Genomic DNA, 16,186 nt, shown 5'->3' on the forward strand with positions numbered 1-16,186 from the left:
GGCCTCCGCGCGTGGCGGCGCGGCCGCTCACGCCGCAGCACCTGGCCGGATCAGCTTGGCGCCCGGGGCCCGGCGCAGCAGCCTGGGCTCCTTCTGCGGCGCGATGCGGACGGCGAGCACGAGCCTGCCGTCCTCGTCCGTGCGCCGGTCCAGCACCTCGGCCTCTTCATAGAGCCAGTTGATGTCTGCGCCGTTGGCCGCGTCCATGATCACCCGGTAGACGGGGCGGCCTTTCGCCAGACGCTCCTCGATCTCGGCGAGCAGCCTGTCGACGCCCTGCCCCGTCAGCGCCGAGACGAGCACCGGGCGGGCTGCGGTGGCGCGACCCGCCGCCAGGTTGCCGAGGCGCAGCGTCTCGGCCGGATCGAGCCGATCAGCCTTGTTCCAGACTTCGATGATGCGGCTGCCAGCGGCCGGATCCACGCCCAGGTCGTTCAGGATCGAGACGACGTCAGCCGCCTGCGCCTCGGTATCGCCGTGTGAGACATCGCGCACGTGCAGCAGCACGTCGGCCTCCATGACGTCCTCCAGCGTGGCGCGGAAGGCTGCGACCAGCATGGTCGGCAGGTCGGAGATGAAGCCCACCGTGTCCGAGAGGATGGCCTTGGACCCGTGCGGCAAGGTGATCACCCGTGCCGTCGGGTCGAGGGTGGCGAAGAGCATGTCCTCGGCCATCACCCGCGCCTCGGTCAGCCGGTTGAACAGCGTCGACTTGCCGGCGTTGGTGTAGCCGACGAGCGCCACGGTCGGATACGGCACGCGCCGGCGGCTCTCGCGGTGCAGACCACGCGTGCGCTTGACCTGCTCCAGCTCACGCTCGATCCGCGCCATCCGCTCCTGGATCAGGCGGCGATCGGCCTCGATCTGGGTCTCACCAGGGCCGCCGAGAAAGCCGAAGCCGCCGCGTTGGCGCTCAAGATGCGTCCACGACCGCACCAGCCGGCTTTTCTGGTAGTCGAGATGGGCGAGCTCGACCTGCAGCGCGCCTTCCTTGGTCCGCGCCCGTCGGCCGAAGATTTCCAGGATCAGCCCGGTCCGGTCGATGACCTTGGCGCCGAACTCCTTTTCCAGGTTGCGCTGCTGCACCGGCGACAGGGCGCAGTCCATGACCACGAGCCCGATCTCCTCCGCCCGCACTCTGACGGCCAGCTCCTCGACCTTGCCTTTACCGAGATAAGTTGCTGGCCGGACATCGGCCAAGGGAACGGCGAGGCTCGCGACCACATCCAGATCGATCGCGCCGGCAAGGCCGGTCGCCTCGTCCAGGCGCGCCGCCGCGTCGCGCAACGGCGGCGCGGCACCCGCCTGGCCGGACCGGCGGGCCCGTTCGGTGAGATAGGGCCCGACCACCATCGTCCGCGTCCGCGCCGCGATCGCCTTCTCGGCCTCGATCACCGGCGAGCGGCCGACGGCCGAGCCCTCGGTCTCCCTGCGTCCCTTCGTTTCGCTCACTGCACCTCTGCTGGCGGCATGTCGGCGATCACAATGATCCCGCCCGGCGATCTTGGACCCGATCGGTCCAAACTCATAACTGCGATCGGCCACGAACCGGGCAAGCGGGCTCAGGCCGACGCGGTGTCCGGCCCGAGACCATTTCGCTTCGATCAGACGGTGGCGTCGGATCGAAGAGAAATGCTCCAAGTCTTTGGATTAGAAACACTTCTCTCTGATCGGGGTGGTTTCAGCCGATCAGGACGCGCCCTAGCCGGCTCCGTCGCGCGCCCCGGGGAGGAGCGTGCGACGGCGTACCGCACCATCCACGGGCGAATCCGGCGACGACCACCCACCCCAGCGCGCATTGACGCGCGCCGGAGATCGGAATCGTGGACCGTTAAATCGCCGGATGTGCTCGCGCGGACGCGTGCGTCTCTACGCCTTTTCGGCCTCTTCCGCGGGCTCGAACAGTTGGATCGGATGCCCTGGCATGATGGTCGAAATGGCGTGTTTGTAGACGAGTTGAGAATGACCGTCGCGGCGCAATAACACACAGAAGTTATCGAACCAGGTGACGACGCCCTGAAGCTTGACCCCGTTGACCAAGAAGATCGTCAATGGAATTTTATTCTTGCGGACATGATTTAAAAACGTGTCCTGAAGGTTTTGCGCGCGTTCGCCCGCCATTTTTTTGCCTCACGAGTGCGCCGGCACCGGCCGCCGGCGGACTTCGGTTCTATTTTTGCCTCGCTGTTCAAAGTGCGAGGGACGAATGACCGGTCATCGGCCATTACACTGCCACTTTTCGTATTATGCAAGAGTGCCTGCAAGCAAAAGCTGATCTAGGCCCTCACTCTGGCGTGAATGTCCGTGAATTCTGCCACATGGTGAATGTCACGCCTCAGCCTGGTGGCCAGTGGACCGGGGCTGCCCGCCCCGATAGGCCGGTCGTTGATTCGTACAACCGGCATCACCAGCGCAGTCGCCGCCGTGTTGAAGGCCTCCTTTGCTGCGTAGGCCTCATCGACACTGAACGGCCGTTCTTCGAGCGCCAGCCCTTCCTCTTCGATCAGCTTCAGCAGCGTCGTGCGGGTGACGCCGCGGAGGATGCCGTGCTCGGCCGGGCGGGTCACGACCTGGCCGACCTGGGTCACGATCCAGGCGTTGCTCGAGCCGCCCTCGGTGACCATGCCGTCGGCATCGACGAACCAGACCTCGCGTCCGCCGCGCGCCCGGGCCGATTCCTTGGCCAGCACGTTCGGCAGCAGTCCGGTCGTCTTGATATCGACCCGGCCCCAGCGATTGTCGGGCGTGGTGAAGACGCCAATGCCGTTCGCAGCCGCGCTATCCGCCGCAATGCGATCGACGGAGCGGGCCGTGACGACGAGGCTCGGCACGACGTCAGGCGCCGGGAAGTAGAAATCGCGCCGGGCGGCGCCGCGGCTGATCTGGAGGTAGACCAGCCCGTCGCGCACCCGGTTCCTGGCTGCCACCTCGACCAGGATCCGCTCCAGCGCGGGCCGTCCGACCGGCCAGCCCATGCCGATTTGCGCCAGGGATCGCGATAGCCGGTCGAGGTGCAGCCGCACGTCGACGACGCGGCCAGCCTTGACCTCACAGACCTCGTAGACGCTGTCGGCGAACAGCACGGCCCGATCGTCGATGGAGAGGCCGGCTGCCGCATGCGGCAAGTAGCGGCCGTTCACATAGGCTATTCTGCTCACGATCCGATCCCGAGCGACTTGAGCTTGCGGTGCAGGGCGGAGCGTTCCATGCCGATGAACTCGGCGGTACGGGAGATATTGCCGGAGAAGCGATTGATCTGGGCCGTCAGGTACTCGCGCTCGAAGATCTCGCGTGCCTCGCGCAGGGCGAGCCCCATCAGCTTCTCGCCCCCCGCCCCCGTCGGCGTGGTGGGAACCAGAGTGCCGATCTCGGTCGGCAGCATGGAGGCGGTGATCTCCGCGTCGAAATCGCCGCCGGCCAGGATCATCAGCCGCTCGACGTTGTTGCGCAGCTGCCGCACGTTGCCCGGCCAGTCGTGCGATTGCAGCACCGCCAGGGCGTCGTCGGCAATGGTCCGTTTGGGCAGGCCCGTGGTGCCGCAGATCTGGTCCATGAAGAACTCGATCAATTCCGGCACGTCCTCCCGGCGCTCCGCCAGCGCCGGAACGCGGATCGGGACGACACCCAGCCGGTGAAACAGGTCCTCCCTGAACTTGCCCGCGGCAATGGCGCTGGGCAGGTCGCGGCTGGAGGACGACACGATGCGCACGTCGACGTGCACGCGGGTGGCGCCGCCCACGCGCTGGAAGTTCTGATCGACCAGAACGCGCAGAATGCGGTTCTGCGTCTCCTGCGGCATGTCGGCGACCTCGTCGATGTAGAGCGTACCGCCGTGCGCCTCCTCCAGGGCGCCGACGCGGCGCCCCTTGCCGTCGCTGCTCTCGACGCCGAAGAGCTCGCTCTCCATGGTGTCCGGCGTGATCGTCGCGGCGTTGATCACGACGAACGGGCCCGACGAGCGCGACGACAGCGCATGGATCGTTCGCGCCGTCAGCTCCTTGCCGACCCCCGGCGCGCCGGTGATGAGGACGCGCGCGTTGGTCGGCGCCACCCGCTCGATGACCTGGCGTAATTGGTTGGTGGCGGGCGAGCGACCGACGATGCGGCTGGCCTGGACCGAGCGCGTGCGCAGATCCTTGACCTCGCGCTTCAGCCGCGACGCCTCCAGGGCGCGGTCGGCGACCAGGATCAGGCGGTCGGCCTTGAACGGCTTCTCGATGAAGTCGTACGCGCCGCGCTTGATCGCCGAGACGGCGGTCTCGATGTTGCCGTGGCCCGAGATCATCACCACCGGCAGGTCGGGGTGCTGGTCCTTGATGATGTCGAGCAGCTGCAGCCCGTCGAGCCGGCTGCCCTGCAACCAGATATCGAGGAACACCAGACCGGGCCGCCGCGCCTCCAGGGAGGCCAGAGCTTCATCGGAGTTGGCTGCCGTGCGGGGCCGATAGCCCTCGTCCTCGAGCAGGCCGGCCACGAGATCGCGAATATCACTCTCGTCGTCGACGATAAGAATGTCAGCACTCATCCAGTGAAGCCCCCTGTCTTCTCGCCCGGCGGGTTCGCGTCCGCACCCCCGCTCTTGAGAAACCACATCCTGACCCGGGCCCCCCGGCCGCCCTCGGCGACGGCCGGCGCATCGAGCAACTCGATGCTGCCGCCGTGCTCCTCGAAGATCTTGAGCACGATCGGCAGCCCCAGGCCGGTGCCGCCCTCGCGCGAGGTCATGTAGGGCTCGAGCAGACGCTGCCGGTGCTCCTTGGGAAAGCCCTTGCCGTTGTCGCTCACCTCGATGGCGATGACGTCGCCGGGCTCTTCCGCGACGGACACGGTCACCATGCCCTTGCCGCGCTCGGCCGCCGGCAGGGCCTGTATCCCTTCCGTCGCATTCTTGATGATGTTCTGTACCGCCTGTGAGACGAGGCGCCGGTCGAAACGCACGAGGAGAGGCTGTTTCGGCAACTGCCCGACGAAGTCGATGTCCGGATGGGCCACCTGCAGCAGGAAGATCACCTGGCGGACGGTGTCGCCGATGTCGTCCGTGTCCAGCACCGGCGCAGGCATGCGGGCGAAGGAGGAGAACTCGTCGACCATGGACTTGATGTCGTCGACCTGGCGAATGATGGTCGCCGTGCACTGGTCGAAGACGTCGCGGTCGGTGGTGATGACCTTGCCGTACTTGCGCCGGATGCGCTCCGCCGACAGCTGAATCGGGGTGAGCGGGTTCTTGATCTCGTGGGCGATGCGGCGCGCCACGTCGGCCCAGGCCGCGGTGCGCTGGGCGTGGACCAGATCGGTGATGTCGTCGAGGGTCACGACGACCCCCTCGTCCGCCAGGTCCGACTGCTCGCTGGTGACCCGCACGTTCAGCGTCCGCTCCCGGCCGTCGCGCTCGATGGCGATCTGCCGCTGCACCAGCCGGCGGGTCTCCTGAGCCTCCTGCTTGAGCTCGGTGATCTCCGGCAGAACGTCGTCGATGGGCCGGCCGACGAGCAGATCGCGCCGCGTCTGGAGCAGCGCTTCGGCGGACGGGTTGACGATGGTGACCCGGCCCCGGGCATCGACGCCGACGACGCCGGCGGAGACCCCCGACAGCACCGCCTCGGTGAAGCGCCGGCGCCGGTCCATGACGTCGGTGGCCGACACCAGCCCGTCGTGCTGGCGCCGAAGTTGGCCCGTCATCTTGTTGAAGGTCTCGCTCAGATGGCCGAAGTCGCCCTCGGAGCGGTTGATCGGCACCTGGACGTAGAAATTGCCCGTGGCGACCTGGTCCGTTGCGTGAATCAGGCGACGCACCGGCGACACGATCCGGTTGGCGAAGCCGAGGCCGAACCAGACCGCCGACAGCAGCACGATCAGAGCCACCAGCGAGAACATGGACGCGAAGGCGATCTGAATGCCGAGCTTCTTCTCCTCCAGCGCCTGGTAATAGGCGACCCCCGCCTCGGCCACCGGCAGGAACTCGATGGCCTTGGGGTCGACCGGACGCGCCACGAACAGCACCATGCCGTCGAGCGCCGGCAGCCGCTGCACCGCGCCGAAGATGTTGCGGTGTTCCGGGATGAGGCAGACGGCGCTGCTGTCGCCGACATCCTTCAGATCCTCGCCGGTGGGGAGCGGCACGTTCTCGATCTTGCCGCTGTCCACCCGCTCGACGACGTCGCCGTCGACGCGCATCAGGATGGTGATGGGAAAGCCCAGGAAGTCCGATCGCGACACGAGGAAGTCGCGGAACAGCTTGCGATCGGCGTCGAACAGCCCCTTGGCGCGGTTGAGATCGGCGGCCATCAGCCCGGCCTCGCGCACCACCGTGCGGCACTGGGTCTCGCGGTAGGCCTTGGCGATCTCGACCGTATTGCCCATCAGCGCCTTGATGGAGCTGATGAACCAGGGATCGAGCCCGCGCTCCAGCGACACCGAGGCGACGAAGGCGACGAGAATGGCCGGGAAGGCCGCGACCAGGCAGAACAGACCGACGATGCGGACGTGTAAGCCGGCGCCGGCAGCCCCGCGTCGGCGGGCGCGGTACAGGCTCACGGCCTCCCACAGCACCACCGAAAGCAGGGCGAGCACCAGCAGCGCGTTGACGAACAGCATCCAGACGACGACGAAATGCGTCGGCAGGATCGGCGTCATGCCCGCCAGCACCATGAAGGTGAGCAGGGCCGACGTCAGCGCAGCGATGACGAGAACGACCCCGACGACGCCCGACACCCGATGGGATGTCGTTTCGGCGCGTGCATCCGGAGCTACCTGGGCGGCGACGGCCAAACAGAACCTCGTGACGGGGGCGGCGGGGCGATTCGATCGCGGTGATGCGGGAAGACAACAGTGTTGTCCAAATAAGACAATCCCGCGGCAAGCCGGACGATTCCAGACCCGGCGCCGAACGAAATCGGCCGGCCCGACGGAATTCCTCCAGTCGGATCAAGACGGAACGCGTCGCGAGGGGGTCGTGGCGGCAGAGGACGAGCGGGCGCGCCGCCGGACGGCCGGCGGGGCCACAGCGCCACATCCGTGATGATTCACCGGGCAGATAGGGCACGCACGGGCGCCGCGGGCGCGCCGGCCATCCGGCCGCCCGGCTCGAGCATCGAGCCTGCGGAGGAGCGGCGGCTCAGCGGCTGGTGCGGATCACCTGCAGGTCGAGGTCGCGGATCTTCTTGCGCAGCGTGTTGCGGTTGAGGCCCAGGAGCTCGGCCGCCTTGATCTGGTTGCCGCGGGTCGCCGCCAGTGCCGCGCCGAGCAGCGGCCCCTCCAGCTCGCGCAGGATCCGGTGGTAGAGGCCGGGCGGCGGCAGGTTGTCCTTGAAGCCGCCGAAATAGGTGGCGAGGTGCCGCTCCACAGCCGACGACAACGTGTCGGGGCCGGGCGCGGCGGAAGCGGTCAGAGAGGTCGGCGGCGTCGGATCGAGCTCGGCGTCGATGATCGGGCCGGTGATGGTGTCCTGCGGATAGAGCGCGGCCAGCCGCCTGACCAGGTTCTCCAGCTCGCGCACGTTGCCGGGCCAGCGGTAGCGCTTGAGGCGGTCCATCGCCTCGGTGTCGATCTGCTTGCGCGGCAGCCCCTCCTTTTCGACGATGCCAAAGAAGTGGCGGACAAGGTCGGGCACGTCCTCCGCCCGCTCCCGCAACGGCGGCAGGCGCAGCGGCACGACGTTGAGGCGAAAGAACAGGTCCTCGCGGAAGAGCCCCTGCTGGATCGAGATGCGCAGATCCTTGTTCGTGGCGGCGATGATGCGGACGTTGGTCTTGATCGGCGTTCGTCCGCCGACGGTGGTGTACTCGCCCTGCTGGAGCACGCGGAGAAGCCGCGTCTGCGCCTCCATCGGCATGTCGCCGATCTCGTCCAGGAACAGCGTGCCGCCTTCCGCCTGCTCGAAGCGGCCTGCGTTGCGTGCCGTGGCGCCGGTGAAGGCCCCCTTTTCGTGGCCGAACAGCTCGGACTCGATCAGGTCGCGCGGGATCGCCGCCATGTTGACCGCCACGAACGGCCCGCCCTTGCGCTTGCCGTAGTCGTGCAGCGCGCGCGCCACGAGCTCCTTGCCGGTCCCCGACTCGCCGCTGATCATCACCGTGAGATCGGTCGCCATCAGCCGCGCCAGCGCGCGGTAGATCTCCTGCATCGCCGGCGAGCGGCCGACGAGCGGGATGTCCTCGGGCTCGCCGCCGCCCGAGGCCGTGGTCTGGCCGCGCGGACGCGACAGCGCGCGGCCGACGATCGACACCAGCTCCTTCAGGTCGAATGGCTTAGGGAGGTACTCATAGGCGCCGCGCTCCGAGGCGCGGATGGCGGTCATGAACGTGTTCTGCGCGCTCATGACGATGATCGGCAGGTCGGGCCGAAGCTTCTTGATCCGCGGCAGGAGATCGAAGGCGTTCTCGTCGGGCATCACCACGTCGGTGATGACCAGGTCGCCGTCGCCCTGCGACACCCAGCGCCACAGCGTGGCCGCTTGTCCTGTCGACCGCACATCGTAACCCGCACGCGACAAGGCTTGGTTCAGGACGGTTCTGATCGCGGCGTCATCGTCTGCGACCAAGATGTGTCCGTGCGCCATGTGGTCAAGTCCCTGCTCCACGCCCGTCCCGGGCTGTAAACATCGGCATCAGAACGCGAAACGTCGTTCGATGCGCTCCCGATTCGCACTCGACCACACCGCCATGGTCGCCGATCACCTTGGCGACCAAAGCAAGACCAAGACCACTTCCCTGCGCCTTGGTGGTGACGAACGGGTCGAACAGATCGGGCAGGATGTCGGAGGGCACGCCGGGACCATTGTCGGTGACGCGGAACTCCAGCGGCAGGCTCACCTTGGCCCGCGAGCCCGGCACCTGCATGCGCATGCCCGGACGGAACGCCGTCGCCAACGTGATCTGCCCGTCCATGGCGTCCTGGCCGATCGCCTCGGCCGCGTTCTTCACGAGGTTCAGGAACACCTGGATCAGCTGGTCGCGATTGCCGAGCACCGGCGGCAGTGAGGGATCGTAGATCTCCTCGAAGCGGATGTGGCGGGCGAAGCCGGACTGGGCGAGACGCTTCACGTGATCGAGCACGCCGTGGATGTTGACCGCCTCGCGCTCCACCGGGCGCTCGTCGCCGAAGAACTCCATGCGCTCGACGAGCTTCACGATGCGGTCGGCCTCGTCGCAGATGAGCTGCGTCAGCTGCCGGTCGTCGTCGTTGGCGGACTGCTCCAGGAGCTGCGCCGCACCACGGATGCCCGACAATGGATTCTTGATCTCGTGGGCGAGCATGGAGCCCAGCGCGGTCACCGACCGCGCCGCGCCCCGGGTGGTGAGCTGCCTGTCCATTTTTTCAGCAATTGTTCGTTCTTGCAGCATCAAGACTACGTTTTCGGCATCTTCGCGCAAAGGAGCTGCGAAGACGTCGGCGATGCAGTCGCCACCCAGACGCGGCCGCCCGACGGCGACCCGATAGCCGCTGACGCTGGAACCGCGCTCGCGCACGTCGTCGAGCATGCTGAGCACGGGCGAGCCGAACGACAGCAGGTCCGACAGGCGCAGCCGCCGCAACATGGCCAGGCTCTGCTCGAAGAAATCCTCGGCACTGCTGTTGGCGTGGACGATCACGTTGCCCGGACCGATGGTCAGGATCGGCACGGGCAGAACGTTGAGGATCTGCGCGCTGTCGACGGCCGCGGCGTCCAAGACACGGCTGAGGGGTGATCGCGCGGAGGCGCGGCCTGTGCTCATGCGGCCAACTCCAATTCGGTTCGGTCGAAGAGCTGCTGCGCCAGGCGCAGCACCTCGGCTGGATCGGTCGACGACACGAGAGCCTGCCGCAGCGGCTCGGGCGCCCCCGCGTGGGCGGCGTAGGCCGACAGGTGCTTGCGCGCATGACGCACGCCCGTCTCCCTGCCGTAGAGATCGAGGATCGCCTCGTAGTGCTCGCAGACGGCCTGGGTCTTCTGCGCCGGCGTCGGCGGCTGCCACGGCCGTCCGGCTTGCGCCGCGGCGATCTCGCCCACGAGCCAGGGACGCCCCAAGGCGGCGCGCCCGATCATGACGGCGTCGGCGTCGGCGGCCGCGCGGGCCGTGGCGGCGGTCTGCACGTCCACGACGTCGCCATTGACCACCAGCGGCAGGGTCGTCGTCGCGCGAACGGCTGCCACGGCGCCCCAGTCCGCTGCGCCCTTGTAGAATTGCTGGCGGGTGCGGCCGTGAACGGTCACCAGCTCGACCCCGGCCGCCTCGGCGCGCCGGGCCAGTTCGGGGGCGTTGCGGCTCTGGTCGTCCCAGCCCAGCCGCATCTTCAGCGTCACCGGCACGGCGACGGCGGCGACGACGGCGTCGACCAGGCGCAGCGCATGATCGAGGTCGCGCATCAGCGCCGACCCGGCGAGGCCGCCGGTCACGCTCTTGGCGGGGCAGCCCATGTTGATGTCGATGATGGCGGCGCCATGAGCCGCGCCGACCCGTGCCGCCTCTCCCAGCCAGCGCGCCTCGCAACCGGCCAGTTGCACCGCATGGACGGCGATGCCGGCGCCTTCCGCCCGCATGGAGGCCTCGGCCGCGCCGTGCGCGAAGGCGCGCGAAGCGACCATTTCCGACACCACGAGGGAGGCCCCGAACCGCTCCGCCAGGCGCCGAAAGCACACGTCGGTCACGCCCGACATGGGTGCCAGGACGCCGCCCCCTGTCCGGAGGGCAGCCAGGGCCTGCCTGCCTAGATGATGATCATCGCACATAATGCTTATCATTTAGCCAATCCGGACGCGGTTAGCCAGCGCGGCTTCGCAATGCAACACGAAGCTCCCCAAAAAACGCGCTCGCACGCAAAGTTGGCCTTTGCGCGCCGGTCCGGTTAGACGTCCGTCCGATGCACCAGAGCGGGTCTCTCCGAGCGGAGAGATGCGCTCTGGATTCGAAAAGTCGGCGCATTTCCGCGAACGGAAATGCTTTGTGGAGGCGCCATGACCGTCGTCGCAGCCATTCTCGTCGCGGCGGGGCGCGGCACCCGCGCCGGCCCGGGCGAGCCCAAGCAGTACCGCGATCTGCGCGGCCGACCTGTGCTGTGGCACGCCCTGAGCACCCTGCTCGCGGCGCCGCGCGTGGCGCACGTGGTCGTCGTCATCCATCCTGATGATCGGCCCACCTACGACGGCACCCTGGCGCTGCTCGAATCGGCCGATGCGGCCAAGCTCCGGCCGGCAGTCGCCGGCGGCGACAGCCGCCAGGCGTCGGTGCGGGCCGGCCTCGAGGCCCTCGCCGCCCTGCCGGCGCCCGGTGTCGACGTCGTCCTCATTCATGACGCCGCCCGGCCCTTCGTGTCGGCCGACCTCATCGACCGTGCCGTCGACGCCGCCGCGGCGCATGGGGCCGCGGTGCCGGCCATGGCGGTGACCGACACCATCAAGCGCGTCGGCGCGGACGGCCGGGTTCAGGAGACCTACGACCGGTCGGCGCTGCGCGCCGTGCAGACGCCCCAGGCCTTCCGCTTTGCGGCGATCACCGACGCGCACCGGCGCGCCGCCAGCTTCGCGGACACCTTCACCGACGATGCCGCCATCGCCGAATGGGCCGGGCTGTCCGTGTTCACGTTCGCGGGCGACGCACGCAACGTGAAGCTGACGACGCCGGCGGACTTCGCACGCCACGGCTATCCAGCCCCGCTCCTGATCGGCCGCGTCGGCCTCGGCTACGACGTGCACGCGTTCGGCGACGGCGATCACCTCGTCATCGGCGGCGTGCGCATCGCCCATGACCGCGGGGTCGTCGCCCATTCCGACGGCGACGTCGTCCTGCATGCATTGACCGACGCGTTGCTCGGCGCCATCGCGGACGGCGACATCGGGACGCATTTTCCGCCGAGCGATCCGCAATGGCGTGGCGCCTCCTCCGACCGTTTCCTGGCCTACGCGGCCGAGCGGGTCCGCGCTCGCGGCGGCATCATCGACCACGTGGACATCACGGTGGTGTGTGAGCGCCCCCGGATCGGCCCGCATCGCGACGCGATGCGCGAGCGGATCGCAGCCATCGCCGGACTGCGGCCGGGCGCCGTGTCGATCAAGGCGACGACCTCCGAGGGCCTGGGCTTCACCGGCCGGCGTGAGGGCATCGCCGCCCAGGCCGTGGCCAGCGTGCGACTGCCGCCGGAACAGGACGAGGAGAGCTGAAATGGCGGTCGCCGGTGCAATCCCAACCGATATCGCCGCGCGGGCGGCTGCGCTGCTCACCCTATGCCGCGCCCGCCAGCTCATGGTCGCCACGGCGGAATCGTGCACCGGAGGGCTGGTCGTCGGTGCCCTGACCGAGATCGCCGGCTCATCGGACGTGGTCGACCGCGGCTTCGTCACCTACTCCAACGAGGCCAAGCACGAGATGCTCGGCGTCCCAATGGATCTGATCGACCGGCACGGCGCCGTGAGCGAGCCCGTCGCCCGCGCCATGGCGGAGGGGGCGCTCGCCCATTCTCGCGCCGGCGCCACCGTCGCCATCACCGGCGTCGCCGGCCCTGGCGGCGGCAGCCTGGCGAAGCCTGTCGGGCTGGTGCACTTCGCGGCCGCGCGGACGGGACATCCGACCCTGCACGTCGAACGCCGCTTCGACGACCTCGGCCGCACCGCGATCCGCCTGGCCGCCGTGGCGCAGGCGCTGGAGTTGCTGAGCCAGGCGGTCGAGCCCGATTGATCGAGCCAGCCGGTGGCGAAGGCGCTCAGGCGGCCCCGCTCGACGCAACGGCCGGGCCATAGACCGTCATCGCCCGTCGCTCGAACGCTTCGGCGAAGCGGCGGAAGGCCTTGTCGAACATCGAGCCCATCAGCATGCTGAGCATGCGGCTCCTGAACTCGTAGGTGATGAAGAACGTCACCAGGCAGCCCTTGGGCGAGTCCGTGAAGGTCCAGCGGTTGGTGAGCTGGCGAAAGGGGCCGTCGATATACTCGACGACGATCTTCAGACGCGCCCGGTCGAGCATCACGCGGCTGGTGAAGCTCTCGCTGATCGACTTGTAGCCGACGCTCATGCGGGCCACCAACGTCTCCGTGCCGTCCTCGTTCGTCTCCCGCCGGAGGACCGTCAGCCCGGTGCACAGCGGCAGGAACTCCGGATAGTGCTCGACGTCGGCCACGAGATCGAACATCTGGGCAGGCGTATGCGCCACATCACGCGTGGTCTGGAACGACGGCATCGATCGGGGTCCGATTGACTGAGAATTCCAACGAAGGTCAGCGACTCCGCTGCGCCTCGCGCGCCGCCTTCAGCCGGGCGAAGTCCTCCCCGGCGTGGTGGGACGAGCGCGTCAGCGGCGTCGCCGAGACCATCAGGAAGCCCTTGGCGTAGGCCGTGGTCTCGTAGGCCTTGAACTCGTCCGGCGTGACGAAGCGGATCACCGGGTGATGCTTCCTGGTCGGCTGCAGGTATTGGCCGATGGTCAGGAAGTCGATCGACGCCGAGCGCAGATCGTCCATCAGCTGCAAGACCTCGTTCCGCTCTTCGCCCAGGCCGACCATGATGCCGGACTTGGTGAAGATGGTGGGATCGAGCTCCTTGACGTGCTGCAGCAGCCGGATGGAGTGGAAATAGCGGGCCCCGGGCCGGACGGTGAGGTATTTCGACGGCACGGTTTCCAGATTGTGGTTGAACACGTCGGGCTTGGCCGCCACGACCACCTCCAGCGCGCCGTCCTTGCGCAGGAAGTCCGGGGTCAGGATCTCGATGGTCGTGCCCGGGGAGCGCTGGCGGATGGCGGCGATGACGGCGGCGAAGTGCCTCGCCCCGCCGTCCGGCAGATCGTCGCGGTCCACTGAGGTGATGACCACGTGGCTCAGGCCGAGCTTGGCCACCGCGTCCGCCACCTTCTCCGGCTCATCGGCCACGAGCGGCGCCGGCAGGCCGGTCTTGACGTTGCAGAAGGCACAGGCGCGCGTGCACGTGTCGCCCATGATCATGAACGTCGCGTGCTTCTTCTCCCAGCATTCGCCGATGTTCGGGCAGCCGGCCTCTTCACAGACGGTGACGAGCTTGTTGTCGCGAACGATCTTCTGGGTCGCCGACCATGCCGGCGAGCCCGGCGCCTTGACCCGGATCCAATCCGGCTTGCGCTGCACCGGCTGGTCGGGCTTGTGCGCCTTCTCCGGATGACGCGCGGCAGCGGGTGCCGCGGCCGGGCGCGGATCGCGATTCAGGAGGTCGAGAACGACAGCCATGGACAGGGCTCCGGCGCGGCGGCGGCGCCGCGCCTCGTTTCACGGGGCGCGGAGGAAACCGAAGGCCGCGCCCGCTCCTATCTATGTGCTTTGCCGCGGGGGCGCAAACGTCCCCGGACGCCATGCGTCAGGCTGTCCGCCCGCGGATCGCCCGATAGGCGTAGATAAGGATGACGGCGCCGATGACGGCGGTAATGAGATTGGCCCAGAAGCCGTAGATGGAAAGGCCGATGAGCCGCGCCAGTATGTTGCCGACGATGCCGCCGATGATGCCCATGAGGATGTTGGTGAAGAACCCCATGTCGGAGCGGGTGATCTTCTCGGCAATCCAGCCGGCGATGGCGCCGACGATGATGGCGACGATGAAGCTCACCCCGGGCTGCCCCAGCGCGCCGTAAACCTGATCGTTCATTCCGGTCTCCCCGTCCTCTGCAACGCTCTACCCGGCCTGCCGCACCAGCTTCGATAGAGGCGCGGTACGGCGCTCACGCAGCGGCGCATGTGCTATCGCTGCAAGTCTACGTATGGATGACACGGCCGAACGCGTCGAGCACACTTTCGTGCATCGTCTCCGACAGCGTGGGATGCGGGAAGACGGAGTGGATCAACTCCTCCTCCGTCGTCTCCAGGTTCATGGCGATGACGAAGCCCTGGATGAGCTCGGTCACCTCGGCGCCCACCAGGTGGGCGCCGAGGAGTTGGCCGGTCTTGCCGTCGAAGATGGTCTTCACCAGCCCGTCCGGCTCGCCCAGCGCGATCGCCTTGCCGTTGCCGATGAAGGGGAAGCGCCCGACCTTGACGGTGTAGCCGGCCTCCTTGGCCTTGGCCTCGGTGAGGCCGACGGACGCCACCTGCGGGTTGCAGTAGGTGCAGCCCGGAATCATGGCCTTGTCCATCGGGTGGGTGGGAAGCCCCTTGATCGTCTCCACGCACAGCACGCCCTCGTGCTCTGCCTTGTGCGCCAGCATCGGCGGGCCGGCCACGTCACCGATGGCGTAGACGCCTTCTACACTGGTCCGCCCGAGCCCGTCGGTGACCACGACGCCACGCTCGGTACGGACCCCGAGCTGCTCGAGGCCGAGGTTCTCGATGTTGCCGACGACGCCGACAGCCGAGATGACGCGTTCGACCTCGATCCTCTCGATGCCCCCCTTGCCGTCGTCGATGGTGGCGGTGACGTGGCCCGATGCCTTTTCGAGCTTGCTCACCTTGGCGCCAGTCAGGATGCGGATCCCCTGCTTTTCCAGGCGTTTGCGGGCAAAGGCGGCGATCTCGGCGTCCTCCACCGGCAGGATCTGTGGGAGCACCTCGACCACGGTCACCTCCGTCCCGAACGTGCGGTAGAACGAGGCGAACTCGATGCCGATGGCGCCGGAGCCGACGACGAGGAGCGACTTCGGCATGGTCTGCGGCACCATGGCCTCGAAATAGGTCCACACCAGCTTCCCGTCCGGCTCGAGCCCGGGCAGGACCCGCGGTCGCGCCCCGGTCGCGACGATGATGTGCCTGGCCTCGTAGCTGCCGGGCCCGAGCGCGCCCTTGGGCAACGGCGGCTGCGGCTGCATCGGCTCCTTGCTCGACGCGGCGACGGTGACGGTGCCCGCCGCCTGGCCCTTCGGGGCCTTGGCAATCTTGGCCTCGCCCCAGATCACGTCGACCTTGTTCTTCTTCATCAGGAAGCCGACGCCGGCGTTGAGCTGCCGCGACACGGCGCGCGAGCGCTCCACGACCGCCTTGGCGTCGAAGGCGACGTTCTCGGCCTTGAGGCCGTAATCCCCGGGGTGCTGCAGGTAGTGGTAGATCTCGGCGGAGCGCAGCAGCGCCTTGGTCGGGATGCAGCCCCAGTTGAGACAGATGCCGCCCAGGTGCTCGCGCTCGACGATGGCTGTCCTGAAGCCGAGCTGAGCCGCGCGAATGGCCGTGACGTAGCCTCCCGGCCCGGAGCCGATGACCACGACGTCGTAGATGTCAGGCAAGGCAATCTCCGCAGGATGTCCCCGGACGGGGCGGATGGGCGTG

The 16,186-nt window shown here is 68.1% G+C and carries 14 protein-coding genes; 2 read left to right on the plus strand and 12 right to left on the minus strand.

All coding sequences use genetic code 11. The features are described from left to right. Positions 1–27: 27 nt before the first annotated feature. The 8 genes from hflX to dusB all read right to left on the minus strand — a co-directional run bounded on the left by hflX (position 28) and on the right by dusB (position 10,708). Positions 28–1,395, minus strand: coding sequence for a GTPase HflX (gene hflX, locus ACZ5PO_RS29060; RefSeq protein ID WP_464197096.1), 1,368 nt, complete (start codon positions 1,393–1,395; stop codon positions 28–30). Positions 1,396–1,869: 474 nt separating this feature from the next. After that, positions 1,870–2,121 (minus strand): RNA chaperone Hfq, encoded by a 252-nt coding sequence (gene hfq / locus ACZ5PO_RS29065; protein ID WP_188608358.1) that lies wholly within the window; start codon positions 2,119–2,121, stop codon positions 1,870–1,872. 155 nt (positions 2,122–2,276) lie between these two features. Then, a complete protein-coding gene (locus ACZ5PO_RS29070; protein WP_464185703.1) occupies positions 2,277–3,158 on the minus strand; it encodes a D-amino-acid transaminase in 882 nt (293 codons plus the stop codon). Then, positions 3,155–4,525 (minus strand): nitrogen assimilation response regulator NtrX, encoded by a 1,371-nt coding sequence (gene ntrX, locus ACZ5PO_RS29075; protein WP_464185704.1) that lies wholly within the window; start codon positions 4,523–4,525, stop codon positions 3,155–3,157. Before ntrX ends, ACZ5PO_RS29070 begins: the two co-directional genes overlap by 4 nt. Continuing rightward, positions 4,522–6,768, minus strand: a complete 2,247-nt coding sequence (locus tag ACZ5PO_RS29080) for a sensor histidine kinase NtrY-like (RefSeq protein WP_464185705.1) — start codon at positions 6,766–6,768, stop codon at positions 4,522–4,524. The genes ntrX and ACZ5PO_RS29080 overlap by 4 nt, the downstream gene beginning before the upstream one ends. Positions 6,769–7,114: 346 nt before the next feature. Continuing rightward, positions 7,115–8,557 carry a nitrogen regulation protein NR(I) gene (gene ntrC, locus ACZ5PO_RS29085; RefSeq protein ID WP_464185707.1) on the minus strand — a complete coding sequence of 481 codons (1,443 nt, stop codon included), beginning with the start codon at positions 8,555–8,557 and terminating at the stop codon, positions 7,115–7,117. A 4-nt stretch (positions 8,558–8,561) separates the two neighbouring features. Then, positions 8,562–9,713, minus strand: coding sequence for a two-component system sensor histidine kinase NtrB (locus ACZ5PO_RS29090; RefSeq protein WP_464185708.1), 1,152 nt, complete (start codon positions 9,711–9,713; stop codon positions 8,562–8,564). Then, the gene (gene dusB / locus ACZ5PO_RS29095) at positions 9,710–10,708 is read right to left on the minus strand and encodes a tRNA dihydrouridine synthase DusB (RefSeq protein WP_464185709.1); all 999 of its coding nucleotides are present in this window, start codon (positions 10,706–10,708) and stop codon (positions 9,710–9,712) included. The genes ACZ5PO_RS29090 and dusB overlap by 4 nt, the downstream gene beginning before the upstream one ends. 225 nt (positions 10,709–10,933) lie before the next feature. Here dusB and ACZ5PO_RS29100 point away from each other — a divergent pair, with 225 nt between their 5' ends. Together ACZ5PO_RS29100 and ACZ5PO_RS29105 are read left to right on the plus strand one after the other, a co-directional pair. Then, entirely contained in the window at positions 10,934–12,136 is a 1,203-nt protein-coding gene (locus tag ACZ5PO_RS29100) for a bifunctional 2-C-methyl-D-erythritol 4-phosphate cytidylyltransferase/2-C-methyl-D-erythritol 2,4-cyclodiphosphate synthase (RefSeq protein WP_464185712.1), read from the plus strand. A 1-nt stretch (position 12,137) separates the two neighbouring features. Beyond that, entirely contained in the window at positions 12,138–12,650 is a 513-nt protein-coding gene (locus ACZ5PO_RS29105; RefSeq protein ID WP_464185714.1) for a CinA family protein, read from the plus strand. 25 nt (positions 12,651–12,675) lie between these two features. Here the strand turns inward: ACZ5PO_RS29105 and ACZ5PO_RS29110 are convergent, their stop codons facing one another. From ACZ5PO_RS29110 to lpdA, 4 genes are all read right to left on the minus strand, one after another. Next, on the minus strand, positions 12,676–13,149 hold the full coding sequence (locus tag ACZ5PO_RS29110; protein ID WP_464185716.1) for a type II toxin-antitoxin system RatA family toxin: 474 nt from the start codon (positions 13,147–13,149) through the stop codon (positions 12,676–12,678). A gap of 37 nt (positions 13,150–13,186) precedes the next feature. Further along, positions 13,187–14,167 carry a lipoyl synthase gene (gene lipA / locus ACZ5PO_RS29115; protein ID WP_464185717.1) on the minus strand — a complete coding sequence of 327 codons (981 nt, stop codon included), beginning with the start codon at positions 14,165–14,167 and terminating at the stop codon, positions 13,187–13,189. 127 nt (positions 14,168–14,294) lie between these two features. After that, positions 14,295–14,579, minus strand: coding sequence for a GlsB/YeaQ/YmgE family stress response membrane protein (locus tag ACZ5PO_RS29120; protein WP_464185719.1), 285 nt, complete (start codon positions 14,577–14,579; stop codon positions 14,295–14,297). Between the two features lie 106 nt (positions 14,580–14,685). Continuing rightward, positions 14,686–16,143, minus strand: coding sequence for a dihydrolipoyl dehydrogenase (gene lpdA / locus ACZ5PO_RS29125; protein ID WP_464185721.1), 1,458 nt, complete (start codon positions 16,141–16,143; stop codon positions 14,686–14,688). Between the last annotated feature and the right edge of the window lie 43 nt (positions 16,144–16,186).

The sequence above is a fragment of the Chelatococcus sp. KU-N122 genome (assembly GCF_055391085.1).